Source organism: Caloranaerobacter longqiensis, assembly GCF_050286925.1.
In the GTDB taxonomy this organism is placed as follows: Bacteria; Bacillota; Clostridia; order Tissierellales; family Thermohalobacteraceae; genus Caloranaerobacter.
Map to the genome: position 1 here is coordinate 100,521 of NZ_JBFWFX010000005.1, position 16,955 is coordinate 117,475.

Consider the following 16,955-nt stretch of genomic DNA (forward strand, 5'->3'; position numbering starts at 1 on the left):
TGGTATATTAGCCACGTATTATTTGTGTAATATTAATTGTAAGGGGAGATAGTTTTGTGTAGTATAAATATGGATTACATACAAGAATACATAAGGAGCGTTTTGCCTAAAAGTTCAGATGTTTTAAAAACACTTGAGGATTATGCTAAGAATTATAATGTACCAATAATACATCCTGAAGTTGCACAGTTCATTAGAGTGATAATACAGATAAAAAATCCTAATAGAATTTTAGAAATTGGTACGGCTATAGGCTATTCTGCTATAGTGATGGCAGAAGCTTCTAAAAAAGATTGTGAAATAATAACAATAGAAAGAAGAGAAGATATGGTAAAATTGGCAAAGGAGAATTTAAAAAGAGCTGGTTTGGATAATAGGATAAAAGTATTACATGGTGAAGCACAGGAAATTTTACCCAATATAAAAGATAAATTTGATTTAATTTTTTTAGATGCAGCTAAAGGTAAATATATGGAATTTTTACCTTATTGCATAGAAAATCTAAATGACGGAGGAGTTATAATTTCAGATAATGTACTTTTTAAAGGAATGGTTGCTAATGATGATTTAGTAATAAGAAGGAAAAAAACAATAGTTAGAAGAATGAGAGAGTATTTAAAATACATATGTAATACTCCAATTCTCGAAACGAGTATTATACCTATTGGTGATGGCATTGCTTTGACAATTAAAAAAGGATAGGAGGTAAAATGATGAAAAAACCGGAATTACTAGCACCAGCTGGTGATTTAGAGAAACTTAAGATGGCAATAATTTATGGTGCAGATGCTGTTTATCTTGGAGGGGAAAGATTTGGGTTAAGGGCTGGAGCTAGAAATTTTAATATTGAACAATTAAAACAAGGTTTAGAATTTGCTCATAAGAGAGGAAAAAAAGTCTATGTAACATTAAATATAATACCACATAATGAAGATTTTAAAGGTTTAAAAGAATATATTAAAGATTTATATAAAATGGAAGTGGATGCTGTAATTGTATCGGATCCAGGTGTGTTTAGTCTTGTAAAGGATGTAGCGCCTGATTTCGAAATTCACTTAAGTACTCAAGCAAATACGACAAATTATTATACAGCAAATTATTGGTATAAGCAAGGAATTAAAAGAATAGTCGTAGCAAGAGAGTTATCTTTAAAAGAAATTAAAGAAATAATTGATAAAACACCTGATGATTTAGAAATAGAAGCTTTTATTCATGGGGCTATGTGTATATCTTATTCTGGTAGATGTCTGTTAAGTAATTATATGATATTTAGAGATGCAAATAGAGGAGAGTGTGCTCATCCTTGTAGATGGAAATATTATATTATGGAAGAGAAAAGGCCGGGCGAGTATTTTCCAGTATTTGAAGATGAGAGAGGAACTTATATTTTTAATTCAAAAGATCTATGCATGTTAAAGCATATTCCTGAACTAATAAATGCTGGAATTAGTAGCTTTAAGATAGAAGGACGAATGAAAAGTGCTTATTATGTAGCAACTGTTGTAAGGTCTTATAGAATGGTTATTGATAAATATCTTGCTGATCCTGAAAATTATGTTTATAATGATAAATGGTTAGATGAAATTAAAAAGGCTAGTCATAGAGATTTTACAACAGGGTTCTACTTTGGAAAACCAACTGGTGAAGATCAAGTGTATGGAAGTAGTTCCTATATAAGGACTTATGATTTTACAGGATTGATTCTTGAGTATGATAAAAACTCAAAAATCGCAACTGTTGAACAGCGAAATAGAATGTTTGTTGGGGATAAAATAGAAATTTTTGGTCCTAATAAGGAACATTTTACACAAATAATTGAAAAGATGTGGGATGAGAATGGAGAGCAGATTGAAGTAGCTCCACACCCACAACAAATAGTAAGAATAAAAATGGATCAACCAGTAGAACCATGGAATATAATAAGAAAACTAAGAAAGGAATGATAAATTTGAAAAGACCAATTCTAATAGGTATTACAGGAGGAACTGGTTCAGGTAAGAGTACAGTAGCTCAGGAGATTTTTAATTCATTGCCAGAAAAAAATATTGTAATTATTGAACAAGATTCATATTATAAGGATCAAAGTCATTTAACTTTTGAAGAAAGAATAAAAACTAATTATGATCATCCACTAGCTTTTGATAATGATTTGTTAATTAAACACTTAAATGATTTGCTTGAAGGAAAAGCAATTGAGAAACCAATTTATGATTTTGAGACACATAATAGAAAAAAAGAAACGGTGAGAGTAGAACCTAAAGATATAATAATATTAGAGGGAATTCTAATATTAGATGATGAAAGAATAAGAAATCTACTAGATATAAAGATATTTGTCGATACGGATGCAGATATTAGAATTATTAGAAGGATTACAAGAGATATAAAAGAACGAGGCAGAACACTGGAATCTGTAATCGAACAGTACTTAACAACAGTAAGACCAGCGCATATGCAGTTTATTGAACCTAGTAAAAAATATGCTGATATAATTATACCTGAGGGGGGATATAATAAAGTAGCGATAGATTTAATGGTTACAAAAATTAAATCAATAATAGCACAAAAACAAAAATAATAACTTATACCTCCAGTAGATAATGGAAATACTTATATTAGTTATCTGTTGGAGGTATTTTTATGAAGTTAAAAAGAAAATTAATACTTTTTTATTGTACTGTATTATTTATTTTTGGATTAATTGTTGCTAGATTATTTTATATTCAAATTATTAAGGGAGAAGAATATAAACAAGCAGCAATAAGACAGAGAACTATAGAAGTTCAAATCAAACCTTCTAGAGGTATGATTTTTGATAGAAATTTTATACCTTTAACAAATAAAAATAAAATTAAAACTATGTTTATATTTAAAAATATGTGCGATGAGAAAAAGTTATCAAGAATATTAGAAACTTTAGTCGATAAAAATTCTATTGAAAAATATACAATTTTAAGCAATGGTAATGTAATTGAAATTCCACTAAATAGTAAAGTTAATGAGCTAAAAAAATTAAAAGATTTAAAAGGAATTTATGTCGAAGATAAAATTAAAAGATACGATAGAAAAAATATATTATCACATGTTATTGGCTATATTAATAAAAGTGAAAATAAAGGAAAAAGCGGTATCGAGAGAGCTTTTGATAATATATTAAAATTAGATGATTCATATGGAAAAGTAGCTTTAGTTGTTGATGGGAAAAAGAAATTAATACCAGGCATTGGAGTGATAGATACACTAAAAAAAAGAAGTGAAAAAGCTACTAGTGTAAAATTAACAATTGATTATAATATTCAAAAAGTTGTAGAAAGAGTAATGGATTCAGAAAATAAAAATGGAGCTGTAATAGTCGCTGATGTAAAGAGTGGAGATATTTTAGCTATGGTTAGTAGACCTAATTTTGATCAAGAAAATGTTGCAAAGTACTTTAATAGTAACGATATGGAATTATATAATAAAGCAATACAAGTATCTTATCCTCCAGGTTCTCTATTTAAAATAATAGTACTTGCAGCAGCATTAGAAAGCGGAAAGATTGATTTAAATAAAAAATATTTTTGTAAAGGTTATGAAGAAGTAGGTAATATTAAAATAGCTTGTCATTCGCATAAATCAGGTGGACATGGAGAACTGGATTTGGAAGAAGCATTTTATAACTCGTGCAACTCTGTTTTTATTCAAATAGGAAAGACAGTAGGAGCTAAAAAGATAATTCAAACTGCAAAAAAATTTGGGTTTGGAGAGTCAATTGATATTGGACTTTTAGAAGAGGTTGAGGGCAATTTACCAGAAGGGGATGATATACTTGGCCCAGTAATAGGGAATATATCAATAGGACAAGGAAGTATTGAAGTAACGCCACTTCAGATAACTAATATGATTATTACAATAGCTAATAATGGCATTATGAAAGACATGTCTATTGTGGATAGTTTAGTAACTGAAAATGGACGTATTATAAAGAAAATAAAAAGAGATAAGCCAAAAAGAGTTTTAGATTCTTATTATGCAAAACTCATACAGGGGTATATGGAAAAAGTGGTTACTATGGGTACAGCTAAAAATATTTCAATGGATGAAATTGGAGGCGCTGCAGGTAAAACTGGTTCAGCTCAAGCTGTTTATAATAAAAAGAAAACTATACATGCATGGTTTGCTGGTTATTTTCCAAAAAGGAATCCTAAATATGCAATTACCGTTTTAATAGAAAATGGTATTTCAGGTGGGAAAACTGCAGCACCAATATTTGAAAAAATAGCCAAGGAAATACAAAAAATTAAATAGATGTACTAGCACACCTTCATTTTAAAAAACATATAATCTAGTAGGACCTTTTGTGGAGGTGTGCTTTTTTATGTTTACGACTTTATTAGCCATTTTAGGAGTACTTCTTAAACCAGTTGTTTTATATGTTGGTTATATAACTAATACAAATTCTTTTCCAAATCCTTTAACTCCTGAAGAAGAAGACAAGTATTTGAGATTATACGAACAAGGAGATGATAATGCTAAAAATATTTTGATAGAGAGAAATTTAAGATTAGTTGCTCATATAGTAAAAAAATATCATAATACAGGTAAAGAAATTGATGATTTAATATCAATAGGAACAATAGGTTTAATAAAAGCAATTACTACTTTCGATAGAAAAAAAGGAACAAGATTAGCGACATATGCAGCAAAATGTATAGATAATGAAATATTGATGTGCATACGTTCATCAAAGAAAATTAAATCTGAGGTTTCGCTGCAAGATCCTATAGGAATGGATAAAGAAGGGAACGAAATTTCATTAATAGATATATTAGGTACTGACCCTGATGAAGTTGTTGATAAAGTAGATTTAAAAATGCAGGTAAATAAACTTTATAAGAAAATGGATAAAATATTGAAAGTTAGAGAACGCCAAATTATTGAGTTAAGGTATGGCTTATTAAATGGATGCTGTAAAACTCAAAGAGAAATTGCGAAAATGCTTGGGATATCAAGGTCATATGTATCAAGAATAGAAAAAAGAGCAATAAAAAAGTTAAGCAGAGCACTTAATTATAACGAATAAAACACTGTATACAGAGATACAGTGTTTATTTTTCTATTTTAATAAATTTTTTCTAAAACATACTCAACTACTCTCGCAGGTAAAATTCGTTTTAGTAACGCTACGAATTTATATTTAATTCCAACAACAATTCTAACAGGTGGATTTTTACTATTTAATATTTTTGCAAATGCTTTTACCACAACTTCTGGGCCTGGGCCATTTAATTCATCTCTTATCATAGTTTCGACAGCTTTTTTATGTCTTTCTTTATACGCTGGATTAATTAAAGCAGCTTTGGCTGTTTTTCTTGAAGAAGTAAAATTTGTTTTTATATCACCTGGATCAATCATAGAAACTTTAATTCCAAAAGGTTTAACTTCCATTCGAAGACACTCAGTCATTGCCTCTACTGCATATTTAGTTGCACTATACATAGATTGAAAAGGAAGTGCAATAAAACCTGCTACAGAACTTATATTTACAATCAGACCTTTGTTTTGTTTTCTCATTATAGGTAATACATGTCTTATAACCGACATCATTCCAAAAAAATTTGTATCAAATATTTCATGTGCTTCATCATTAGATATATCTTCGACAGCGCCACCTAGAGCATAGCCTGCACAGTTAAGTAGTACGTTTATTTGTCCTTCATTTTTTACTATGTAATCTATAGCTTGTTTAATAGATTTTTCTTGTGTCACATCTAAAGGTATCATTTGGATTGTTCCTTCTCTATTTTCGGCAAGTGAATCAGGGAATGTAGCTTTTCTAGAAGTACCATAGACTATATATCCATGTTCTTTTAAATATTCGGCACATGCTTTGCCCATGCCTGAAGATGCTCCTACTACAAGTGCAACTTTTCCATATATGTATTTCACAAAACTCCCTCCTTTATTCTATACACAATAAGTATTCTATAATTAGAAAAAAAATCCTTTTTATTTGTGCACAATTTTGTGCAAAAAAATTTATTAACTAGAAGGGAAAACTTACAATTTATAGAATATTATATTTATTAATCTTAGGAGGGGTGCAAATGAGTATAGTAGAAGAAAAAATAAGAAAGAAAGTAGATTCATCTTATTTAAGTTTGGCTGATTTTTACGACATACCAGACAAAGATATTATGGGAAGAGCTAAAGAGTTTAAATTATTTCAAGAAGATATGTATAATAAGAGACATTTAAACTACAGAAGAATATCATTAACTGGTTCAGGGCCAGTAATGAAAATTATCGATCCATATACTGGTGAAGAAAGAGAAATGATATATTTAGCTTCAAATGATTATTTGAATTTGACAAAACATCCTAAAGTAATAGAAGCAGGTAAGAAAGCACTATTGAAGTATGGAGCAGGTGCTGGAAGTGTACCATTATTAGGTGGAACTTTAGATTTACATATTGAACTTGAAAAAAAGGTAGCCAAATTTAAAGGCTGTGAGGCAGCTATACTTTATACTTCTGGTTTTGGTTCAAACGCAGGTACATTATTATCCTTATTAGGAGAGAAGGATGTTGCAATATTAGATTTATATGTGCATGCGAGTATAATAGATGGTTGTAAGAATACTAATGTAAAATTCTTCAAACATAATGATATGGATTCACTTGAAAAGGTATTAAAGAGAGTTAAAGATAAATATAGGACAAAATTGGTAGTAGTAGATGGTGTTTATTCTATGGATGGAGATATAGCACATCTAGATCAAATTGTTGAAATTGCTCATACTCATGGAGCATATGTTATGGTTGATGAAGCTCATGCAACAGGTGTTATAGGTGAAAATGGTAGAGGTACTCCTGAATATTTTCATATAGAAGGTAAAGTGGATATTGTAGCAGGGACTTTTAGTAAGGCTTTAGGTGGTGTAGGTGGTTTTATTGCTAGTAATAATGAATTAATTGAGTTACTACGTTATTATTCTAGAACTTATATGTTTTCAACAGCTCCTACACCTCAAGTAACAGGGTCATTAATAGCTGCTTTAGATGTAATTGAAAATGAACCATCTCTTAGAGAGAGTTTGTGGAAAAATATTAAGTATATGCGAGAAAGACTGTTAGATTTAGGATTTGATATTGGCAATGCCGAAACTGCTATATTCCCAATTATTATAGGAGATGACTATAAAGTAAAAGAGATGTGTAGAATGTGTCACGAGGCTGGAGTATATGTAAATCCAGTTTTATATCCAGCAGTACCTAAAAGACTTTCAAGATTGAGAATAAGTATTATGGCTCAACATACAAAAGAACAATTAGATTATACTTTAGATGTGTTAGAAAAAGCAGGTAAAAAGTTGGAGATAATTTAAGGGAAGTTTGACTTCCCTTTTTTTATGCAAAGTTTTAAGGTTAATAGTTTTCTTTAAAAATAGAAGTGAATATGTTATATTAGATTTAATGGAAAGAGGTGATTTAATGAGTAAACTTTTGCCAGATCTATATGTAAATACTATATTCGATATTGATTTAAAATCATTAAAAGCTAGATGTATTGATTCAATTATAGTCGATATCGATAATACTCTTGTATCATGGGAGACTGAATATGCATCAGAGGAGATAATCGATTGGTTTAAAAGAATAAAAGAATTAGGTTTTAAATGTTGTATTATTTCAAACAACACTAAAGATAGAGTCGTTAAATTTAATAGAAATTTAGAAGTTTATGCAATTCATAGAGCTGCTAAACCGAGAAAAAAGCCATTTCTAAAAGCAATAAAGTTTATGAATACCACACCTGATAAAACAGTTGTTATTGGAGACCAAATTTTTACTGATATTTTAGGAGGAAATAGATTAGGAGCTTATACAATTCTAGTAGTACCGATTAGCAAGAAAGAATTTTTTTGGACTAGAATTATTCGGAAATTAGAAAAAAGGATTTTAAAGAAAATTGAGAAGGTGAATTGATGATGAAAATTAATTCTCTAACAAAACTTTATTGTTTAATTGGAAATCCTGTTACTAAGAGTTTATCACCTAGCATACATAATTATTTATTTGATAATGAAAAAGAAAATGCCGTATATATGGCGTTCAATATAGAGAAAAAAGATTTAAAAAATGCAATTAATGGCTTTAAAGCGATTAATGTTAAAGGTTTTAATGTAACAATTCCGTATAAAATAGACATTATAAATTTTATTGATCAGTTGAGTTATGAATCTGAATTAATAGGTGCTGTAAATACTGTCAAAATTGATAATGGAAAATTAATAGGATATAATACAGATGGATTAGGTTTTTTAAAGACATTTGAAGAAAGGAATATTTCTTTAAAAGGTAAGAATGTTTTAATTTTAGGTGCAGGTGGTGCAGCTCAATCTATATCATTAACAGTTGCAAATGAAGGAGTTAAAAGCTTAACTATATTGAATAGAACAGTTAGTAAAAGCAAAAAGCTTATTGAAAAAATTAAAAATAAATTTCCTGAAATAGAAACTAGTTATGGTAGTTTAAATGAAATACATATAGACTTAAAAAAGATTGATGTACTAATAAATTGTACTTCGGTAGGAATGTATCCAGAAGTTGATAAAATGCCAATAGAAATAAATGGATTTAATAAAAATGTTATTGTATATGATATAATATATAAGCCATTAGAAACAAAACTTGTTAAATCAGCAAAAAAAGAAGGTATGATTGCTATTGGCGGTTTAGACATGCTGATTTATCAAGCTCTACTAAGTGATGAGATATGGCTTGGTAGAAAGTTAGATATAGAAAAAATGAAAGATACGATTAAAAAAAGGATTTTGTTAGAGAATAGAGAAGTTATATAATAATTTTTATGATAAAATAAATTATGGCGATTCCGGCCAATAAATATAGAAGGTGAAATCAATGAGTAGAAGTAAATTTCGTTTAGGTGAATTGTTAATTTCAGCAGGGAAAATAACAGAAGAACAGTTGAAAAATGCTTTGGAAGAACAAAAAAAGACAGGAAAAAAGTTAGGAGAGTTACTAGTTGAAAAGGGGTATATAAAAGAGGGAGAAATAATAGAGGTACTTGAATACCAGCTTGGGATTCCTCATATGGATTTAGACAAATACTTTATAGACCCTGAAGTACCTAAAATAATACCGGAAAAATTAGCTAGGCGGCATACTTTAATTCCTATAAAAAAAGATGGAAATAAACTTATAGTAGCGATGGCCGATCCGCTAAATATTTTCGCTATTGATGATATAAAGATTGCAACTGGACTAGATGTAGAACCAGTTATTTCAACCAGAAAGGACATATTAAATTCAATAGAACAATACTATGGTAAAGAAATAGCAGAAAAAGCTGTAGAAGATTTTAAGAAACAGTATAATGTTGATGACATTAATGAGATTGACGAGGAAATTATTACTCAAATAAATAATGCACCAGTAGTTAGATTAATTAATTCTATAATCAAACAAGCAGTTAATAGTAGAGCAAGTGATATACATATTGAACCATTTGAAAATAGATTGAGAATAAGATTTAGAATAGATGGCCAATTGCAAGAGATTATGTCGCCATCAATATCTACTCATTCTGCTATAGTAACAAGGATAAAGATTATGGGTAAAATGAATATTGCTGAAAAGAGGATACCGCAGGACGGTAGGCTAGAAATGAATATTGATGGGAGAGAAATAGATTTACGAATTTCAACAATGCCGACAGTTTATGGAGAAAAAGTAGTTATAAGACTTTTAGATAGAGGGAATTTTTTATTTAACAAAGAACAATTAGGATTTATTGATGAAAATTTATTACGTTTCGATAAAATAGTTAAAAATCCAAATGGTATTATTTTAGTTACTGGACCTACAGGAAGCGGTAAGACGACGACGTTATATGCTTTATTAAGAGAATTAAATTCAATGGACAAAAATATTATTACTTTAGAAGATCCGGTTGAATATAAGTTGGATGGAATAAACCAGGTTCAAATAAACAATAAAGCAGGACTTACATTTGCAACTGGATTACGTTCGATATTAAGGCAAGATCCAGATATTATCATGGTTGGAGAGATTAGAGACGAAGAGACGGCAAGGTTAGCAGTAAGAGCTGCAATAACAGGTCATTTAGTAATAAGTACAATGCATACTAATGATGCTCCGTCTACAGTAGCAAGACTTATTGATATGGGAATAGAACCATATTTGATTTCTTCATCACTCGTTGGAGTTATTTCTCAAAGATTAGTAAGAAAAATATGTGATAATTGTAAAATATCTTATACACCTGACCAGATTGAAATAAAAAGTCTTAATATAGATGAAAATACTAGACTTTTTAAAGGAAAAGGGTGTAGTCAATGTTATAATACAGGATATAAAGGAAGAACTGCAATACATGAAATTATGATTATAGATAAAGAAATAAGAAGGCTTATTGATGAAAATGCTAGTAATGATATTTTAAGGATTAATTCATTAAAAAATGGTATGATAACACTTAGAGAAAATTGTAGATATTTAGTTTTAGAAGGCATTACAACTTTTGAAGAATTAATGAGAGTAACATATACTATAGAATAGGTGATGATATGAACATTTCTGAGTTATTAAAAAAGATTATTGAATTAGGCGCCTCAGACTTACATATTACAGTAGGTTATCCACCTGTTATGAGAATTAATGGGGAACTTGTGAAATATGGAGAAAAAACATTAACTCCAGAAGAAAATACTAGTCTTGTAAAACAGATACTTGATGAAGATAAGTTTAAACAATTAGAAATAAATGGCGAGATAGATACTTCCTATTCAATAGCAGGTTTAGGAAGATTTAGAGTTAATGTATATAAGCAAAGAGGTACATATGGAATGGCGATACGTGTAGTATCGCTAAGAATTCCTACAATTGAAGAACTTGGATTACCTGAGATTGTAAAGGAATTATCAAGAAAACAAAGAGGATTGATATTAGTAACAGGACCTACTGGTAGTGGAAAGTCGACAACATTAGCTTCTATGATAGATTGTATAAATAAAGAAAGAAGTTGTCATATTTTGACATTAGAGGACCCTATTGAATATTTACATAAACATGATAAAAGTATTATAAATCAAAGAGAGATTGGCAGTGATTCTAGAGATTTTGCTAGTGCTTTAAGAGCTGCATTAAGACAAGATCCTGATGTAATATTAGTTGGTGAAATGAGGGATTTAGAAACTATTTCGATTGCCATTACAGCTGCCGAAACAGGACATCTTGTACTGTCGACTCTGCATACAATAGGAGCAGCTAAAACTATTGATAGAATTATAGATGTTTTTCCTCCTCATCAGCAACAGCAGATTAAAATACAATTATCTACCGTATTAGAAGGTATAATATCGCAGCAATTGTTGCCTAGGGTAGATAATAAAGGAAGAGTATTGGCATTAGAGATAATGATAGCGACACCTGCAATAAGAAATCTAATCAGAGAAGGAAAAACATATCAGATACAGACAGCAATACAGACAGGAATGAAATTTGGCATGCAGACAATGGATAATTCGCTTATAAACCTCTTTAAACAGGGGTTAATAAGTAAAAATACAGCATTAGATTATGCAGTTGATAGGGAATTTGTAAGTAGATTTATAGGATTTTGATAACATTTAGGTTAGGGGTGAATATATGCCCGTCTACAGATATAAAGCAGTAACTTTTGATGGTAAGAAAATACAAGGGCAGTATAATGCGAATTCTAAGATTGAAGTTATTAATATGCTAAAATCAGACAATATTTATCCAATTGAGATTAATGAAGTGATAGGCAGCAAGGATATAAAAGATTTAAAAATATTTAATAGGGTAAAGACTAAAGATATTGCTGTGTTTTGTAGACAATTTTATACAATGTTAAATTCTGGTGTTACTATTGTAAATTGTTTAGAAGTACTTAAAAATCAGACTGAAAATAAAAAATTGAAAAAAACTTTAGGACAAGTTTTCGAGTCAGTTCAAAAAGGAATGACATTATCTGAGTCTTTAAAAAAACACAAAGATGTGTTTCCAGAATTATTAATAAATATGGTTGAAGCAGGGGAAGTAAGTGGTAACTTAGATACGATAATGGATAGAATGGCGATTCATTACGAAAAAGAGAATAAAATTAATAATAAAATAAAAAATGCAATGATATATCCAATAATATTAAGCATTGTAGCAACGGTAGTAGTAATTTTCTTATTGACAGTAGTAATGCCTACATTTGTATCAATGTTTCAACAGAGTGGTGCAGCACTACCAGTTCCAACACAGATTTTATTGGGTATTAGTGATATAATAAAAAATTATTGGTACTTAATTATAACATTAATTACAGTTTTAATATATCTTTTCAAAAAGTATTATGCAACTGAAAAAGGAAAAGCGTATATTGATAAGTTAAAACTTAAAATTCCTGTTTTAAATAATTTAATAAGAAAAATTACTACGAGTAGGTTTACAAGGACATTATCAACATTATTATCTAGTGGGGTTCCTTTAATAAGAGCTTTGGAAATAGTCTCAAAAATAGTTGGGAATAGAGTAATAGAAGAAGGACTAAATACAGTTAAAGATGAAGTAAGAAGAGGGTTGGATTTAGCATCATCTATAGAGAAATTAGAACTTTTTCCACCTATGGTTGTATCTATGATAAGAATTGGTGAAGAGTCTGGTTCTCTTGATGAAATATTGGACAAGACTGCAAACTTTTATGATGAAGAAGTTGAAGATTCCCTACATAGATTGACTTCATTAATAGAACCAGTAATGATTATAATTATGGCGTTAATAGTAGGCTTCATAGTAATTTCAATGGTAATGCCTATGTTTGATATGATTAGTACTGTAAGGTTTTAATGAAAGGAGGTGAGAAAAGTGATAAAGGCTATAAATAAAAGATTAAGAAATAGAAAAGGATTTACCTTAATAGAGTTAATTGTAGTAATAGCTGTTTTGGGGATATTAGCTGCGATAGCTGTACCTAGATTTATAGGTATTCAAGAAGAGGCAAAGGAAAAAGCAGATATTGCTACTGCTAGAAGTTTAGCTAAAGCAACTGAATTAGCTATTGCTAAGGAAGAGATTACTCTTCCGAGCTCAGGCGGTACTAAAACAGTTGATATTGATAAGGATCTAGTTGGTAATGGTCTATTAGATGATAAACCAACACCTCAGTCTAAGAGTGGAAAATTTCTAGTTATAATTGATGATAAAGGTAAAATAGAAGTAGGTATAGACACAGATAATGATGGTGATATAGATACAACACTTTATCCTTAAATAGGTATTAAGTAATTAGCTTTTAGGAGATGTAAATAATGTTTTTATTAATAAACTTTACAGGCCTAATTATAGGTTCATTTCTTAATGTGTGCATATATAGAATACCAAAAGGTGAATCAATAGTTTATCCACCTTCTCATTGCATGAGCTGTAATACAAGGTTAAAGGCATTTGATTTGATACCTGTATTTAGTTATTTGTTAAATAAGGGAAGGTGTAGATACTGTGGGGAGCGTATTTCCCTACAGTATCCATTTATAGAATTACTTAATGGATTAATTTATTTATTACTATTTTATAAATTTGGGTTAAGTTTTAATTTGATAAAATATTTATTTTTGACAAGTTTACTTATAGTAATTAGTGTTATTGACTATAAACATCAAATTATTCCTGATAGTATTTTATTATTCGGATTTTTAGTTATACTTATCTTTAAATTATTATATTATTCAAGAGTTGAATTATTAAATAGTATTTTAGGCCTATTGATTGGTGGATTAATATTTTCAATTATTGTAATCGTGTCTCGTGGAGGAATGGGTGGAGGAGATATTGGACTTATCGCATTATTAGGATTTTTCTTTGGCTGGAAACATCTGCTTTTATTAATGTTGTTATCTTTCATAATAGGTGCGTTTTTTTCCATTATACTGTTATTGCTAAAAATTAAAAGCATGAAAGATTTCATACCATTTGGACCATTCATTTCTATTGCTGCTATTATTACCATATTTTATGGGGATATTTTAATTTCATACTATATAAATTACTTTTTTAATTACATGGGGTGAAAATATTGTTTAATAGGGAAGTTATTTCAATAGATATAGGAACAAGATATATTAAGATTGCCATAGGCAGAGAGAAAGATAACTCCATTATTATTAATAATGTTTTTAAAATTGATACACCATCAAATTCTATTAAAGATGGCAGTATATTAGATTTAAATTCTATTAAGAGTTCAATTAGTAATAAAATACTGAAAGAAAAGATTAAAGCCAAAAGAGCAATTGTTACAGTGCAGAGTTCATCTATAATAAAGAGAGAACTGGTACTGCCTAAAGTTAAAGAAGAAGAACTAAATTCTATTATTAACATCGAAATAGAACAATATTTACCTATTATGTTGAGTGATTATTTAATAGATTATAAAGTGTTAGAGGAATTTGAGGAGGATAATGTAAAAAAAGTAAGGATATTAGTTGTTATAGCCCCAAAAGTTTTAGTTGAAAAATATTTAAAGCTTATAAGAGAATTGAAATTGAAACCTTATGCTTTAGACATCAATTCAAATGCAATTTCTAAATTGTTTAGTTCAGATTTATTAATAAATGGCGAAAATTACAGTTTCGATAAGACTGTTGCAGTTATAGATTTAGGGAGTGAGCAGATTAATGTAAATATTATATCAAATGGAATTCTGTCTTTTAGTAGACTGATAAATAGTGGTGGTAAAGAATTAGATATAAATATTGCAAATTCATTTAATTTAAATCTTGATGAAGCAGAGAAAAGAAAAATTGAAACAATAGATTTATTTGAAAATGAAATAGACATGACTTCTACACAGGTTCTTAATAATATAGCTAAAAATACCATAGATGTTTGGATAGATGAAATTGATAAAGTGTTTAATTACTATACGAGCAGAAGATTAGGAAATAAAATAGATTGTATATATCTATATGGAGGTAGTTCTAATATAAAAGGAATAGAAAATTATTTTGCAAAAAAATTGAATTTAACTACAAAAAAGATTTCAAATATAAACTTAGTAAAAATGAAAAATGAGGTAAATGATAAAGAAATTTCAGATTTTTTAAATAGTGTAAGTGCTATTCTCAGAAGATAGTAGGTGAGCTAATGAAAGATATAAATTTATTTTCTCATTATGTTGGCAATAAGAGGATTTATAAGAAAGAGTTTTTTTATATAAGTATAATTACTGCAACAATATTTATCTTGCTAACTACAATAACTCTCATTAATATGTATAAAATTAAAAGTCTAAAAAACGAAATAAAAATGTTAGAGAGTTATTTGGAATCTGAAAATACGAAAAAAAAGTTAGCTGAAATAGAAAGTAAAAACAATAGATTTAAAATCATGAAACAATATTATAATATTTTAGTCGATATTAACGTGAAGTTAATGGAGCAAGATATTATAAATACTGATTTTTTAGAAAAAATTGCTTCAACGTTACCTAAGGATGTATATTTAAATGTTATGAATATAAGTTTAGATAATTTACAAATACAGGGAGTTGCAGGTTCTAGAATCTCTATTGCTAAGTTACAACATAACTTAAGAGAACTTGGTTTATTCAGTAAAGTAGTAGTAATAAATATAAATGAAGAAAAAGCACAAAATAGATATATTTTTTCGATAAAATGTGTTTTAAAGGGAAGTGAAGGTTAATGAAGTTGAGCAAAAGAGAAAAGCACCTTCTATTAATACTATTTTTTACTATTTTAATAGCTATATATTACAAATTAGTTATTAACGATCAGTTGGAGAAGATAAATAATTTAGAGCAAACTGCTAAAATTTATAGAACTAAAGTAAAGAGCGTAAAAAAAGAGTTGGAAAATGAAGCAAATCAGGATATTGAATATAAAATATTAAATGAGAAAATTGTTAACTTATCTAGTATGTTGTTACCAGGAATGTTTCAAGAGAAGATTATAATTAGTATTGATGAGATGATAAAAAAATCAAATATTAGTGGAAATATATTAAATTTTAATGGTCCTAATATTGATACCATTAGTAGAGAAATAGAGAATAAAGAAGATGATGAATATTTAATGAAAAAATTAGTAGAAGATTATTATGATTTAAGTGAGAAAATAAGCAAAGATATAGAAAAGGAAAATGAAAGTATTAAAACTGAAGATAAAACTAATGAAAGTAAAATAGAAAAAATGTCGATGGATATTTTTTATACTGGTAGATATGAAAACTTAGTAAAGTTTATTGATTTAATACAAAATTACGATAAAAAATTGCTTATTAAAAATTTGAATATTATAAGGAATTCAAATAATGAAATTTCAGGGAATATAAAAATTGACTTTTTTGCCGCGCCTTTATTAAATCTAGTTTATGGTGATTTTACAGTTTGGGATTTTGAAGAGAATTATGGAAAACAAAATCCTTTTTATTCAAGTAAAGTTAATACTAGAATAGAAAAGTCCAATGAATCTGATAAAATATCTTATGATTTTGCAATGAATGTTAAGCCATATAATTCAGATTTACCAACGGTTACATTAGGTAAAACTAATGATTCTCAAAGAGAAACTTATGTATATGCTGATAATCCTCTAGTTGAAGATGTAGAAATTTATTTTTCAGAAGTAGAAGGAAAGTTTTTTTACAGATATAAGACTAGTAGAGACAAATATCCTAGAGACTTTAATAAATGGGTTGAATTTAATCCATTGAGTAACTCAATAAATATTATTATATATACGCATAAGAGAAATTCTGAAAATGATATGTCTGGAGTAAATATTAAATTATATAATGAAACTGATAAACGTGTTTTTATTAAAATTATTGGTGATGACCAATATAGACCAAGAGTTAATGTCGTAGGTGAATCTGGATTAGTAGATATAGTGAGGGATTAA

17 protein-coding genes are annotated in these 16,955 nt (G+C 28.6%); 16 read left to right on the plus strand and 1 reads right to left on the minus strand.

Annotated features, from left to right (window positions below):
* The first annotated feature begins 69 nt into the window (after nucleotides 1–69).
* The 5 genes from AB4Y15_RS06275 (at nucleotide 70) to sigK (ending at nucleotide 5,062) form a co-directional block, all read left to right on the plus strand.
* Nucleotides 70–702 (plus strand): O-methyltransferase, encoded by a 633-nt coding sequence (locus tag AB4Y15_RS06275; RefSeq protein WP_427339150.1) that lies wholly within the window; start codon nucleotides 70–72, stop codon nucleotides 700–702.
* An 11-nt stretch (nucleotides 703–713) separates the two neighbouring features.
* Nucleotides 714–1,943 carry a peptidase U32 family protein gene (locus AB4Y15_RS06280; protein ID WP_427339152.1) on the plus strand — a complete coding sequence of 410 codons (1,230 nt, stop codon included), beginning with the start codon at nucleotides 714–716 and terminating at the stop codon, nucleotides 1,941–1,943.
* Nucleotides 1,940–2,578, plus strand: a complete 639-nt coding sequence (udk, locus tag AB4Y15_RS06285; RefSeq protein WP_427339154.1) for a uridine kinase — start codon at nucleotides 1,940–1,942, stop codon at nucleotides 2,576–2,578. Before AB4Y15_RS06280 ends, udk begins: the two co-directional genes overlap by 4 nt.
* Before the next feature lie 62 nt (nucleotides 2,579–2,640).
* The gene (locus AB4Y15_RS06290; RefSeq protein ID WP_427339155.1) at nucleotides 2,641–4,287 is read left to right on the plus strand and encodes a peptidoglycan D,D-transpeptidase FtsI family protein; all 1,647 of its coding nucleotides are present in this window, start codon (nucleotides 2,641–2,643) and stop codon (nucleotides 4,285–4,287) included.
* 70 nt (nucleotides 4,288–4,357) lie between these two features.
* Complete coding sequence (sigK, locus tag AB4Y15_RS06295; RefSeq protein WP_427339157.1) at nucleotides 4,358–5,062, plus strand: RNA polymerase sporulation sigma factor SigK; 705 nt, start codon at nucleotides 4,358–4,360, stop codon at nucleotides 5,060–5,062.
* A 38-nt stretch (nucleotides 5,063–5,100) separates the two neighbouring features.
* On the opposite strand, the gene AB4Y15_RS06300 is transcribed toward sigK, so the two are convergent.
* Nucleotides 5,101–5,928: an SDR family oxidoreductase gene (locus AB4Y15_RS06300; protein ID WP_427339158.1), complete on the minus strand. Its 828-nt coding sequence runs from the start codon at nucleotides 5,926–5,928 to the stop codon at nucleotides 5,101–5,103.
* 158 nt (nucleotides 5,929–6,086) lie between these two features.
* Between AB4Y15_RS06300 and AB4Y15_RS06305 the strand changes: the two genes are divergently transcribed.
* The 11 genes from AB4Y15_RS06305 to AB4Y15_RS06355 all read left to right on the plus strand — a co-directional run bounded on the left by AB4Y15_RS06305 (nucleotide 6,087) and on the right by AB4Y15_RS06355 (nucleotide 16,955).
* A complete protein-coding gene (locus AB4Y15_RS06305) occupies nucleotides 6,087–7,367 on the plus strand; it encodes an aminotransferase class I/II-fold pyridoxal phosphate-dependent enzyme (RefSeq protein ID WP_427339160.1) in 1,281 nt (426 codons plus the stop codon).
* A gap of 106 nt (nucleotides 7,368–7,473) precedes the next feature.
* Entirely contained in the window at nucleotides 7,474–7,968 is a 495-nt protein-coding gene (locus tag AB4Y15_RS06310) for a YqeG family HAD IIIA-type phosphatase (RefSeq protein WP_427339161.1), read from the plus strand.
* Nucleotides 7,968–8,843: a shikimate dehydrogenase gene (gene aroE, locus AB4Y15_RS06315; protein ID WP_427339162.1), complete on the plus strand. Its 876-nt coding sequence runs from the start codon at nucleotides 7,968–7,970 to the stop codon at nucleotides 8,841–8,843. Before AB4Y15_RS06310 ends, aroE begins: the two co-directional genes overlap by 1 nt.
* A gap of 61 nt (nucleotides 8,844–8,904) precedes the next feature.
* The gene (gene gspE / locus AB4Y15_RS06320; RefSeq protein ID WP_427339164.1) at nucleotides 8,905–10,584 is read left to right on the plus strand and encodes a type II secretion system ATPase GspE; all 1,680 of its coding nucleotides are present in this window, start codon (nucleotides 8,905–8,907) and stop codon (nucleotides 10,582–10,584) included.
* 8 nt (nucleotides 10,585–10,592) lie between these two features.
* Nucleotides 10,593–11,648 carry a type IV pilus twitching motility protein PilT gene (locus AB4Y15_RS06325; RefSeq protein WP_427339166.1) on the plus strand — a complete coding sequence of 352 codons (1,056 nt, stop codon included), beginning with the start codon at nucleotides 10,593–10,595 and terminating at the stop codon, nucleotides 11,646–11,648.
* A gap of 25 nt (nucleotides 11,649–11,673) precedes the next feature.
* Entirely contained in the window at nucleotides 11,674–12,885 is a 1,212-nt protein-coding gene (locus AB4Y15_RS06330) for a type II secretion system F family protein (RefSeq protein WP_427339167.1), read from the plus strand.
* Nucleotides 12,886–12,903: 18 nt separating this feature from the next.
* On the plus strand, nucleotides 12,904–13,308 hold the full coding sequence (locus tag AB4Y15_RS06335) for a type II secretion system protein (protein WP_427339168.1): 405 nt from the start codon (nucleotides 12,904–12,906) through the stop codon (nucleotides 13,306–13,308).
* Between the two features lie 38 nt (nucleotides 13,309–13,346).
* Nucleotides 13,347–14,105, plus strand: a complete 759-nt coding sequence (locus AB4Y15_RS06340; RefSeq protein WP_427339169.1) for a prepilin peptidase — start codon at nucleotides 13,347–13,349, stop codon at nucleotides 14,103–14,105.
* A gap of 5 nt (nucleotides 14,106–14,110) precedes the next feature.
* The gene (gene pilM, locus AB4Y15_RS06345) at nucleotides 14,111–15,169 is read left to right on the plus strand and encodes a type IV pilus assembly protein PilM (protein ID WP_427339171.1); all 1,059 of its coding nucleotides are present in this window, start codon (nucleotides 14,111–14,113) and stop codon (nucleotides 15,167–15,169) included.
* 11 nt (nucleotides 15,170–15,180) lie between these two features.
* Nucleotides 15,181–15,738, plus strand: coding sequence for a PilN domain-containing protein (locus AB4Y15_RS06350; RefSeq protein ID WP_427339173.1), 558 nt, complete (start codon nucleotides 15,181–15,183; stop codon nucleotides 15,736–15,738).
* Entirely contained in the window at nucleotides 15,738–16,955 is a 1,218-nt protein-coding gene (locus tag AB4Y15_RS06355; RefSeq protein ID WP_427339174.1) for a hypothetical protein, read from the plus strand. The genes AB4Y15_RS06350 and AB4Y15_RS06355 overlap by 1 nt, the downstream gene beginning before the upstream one ends.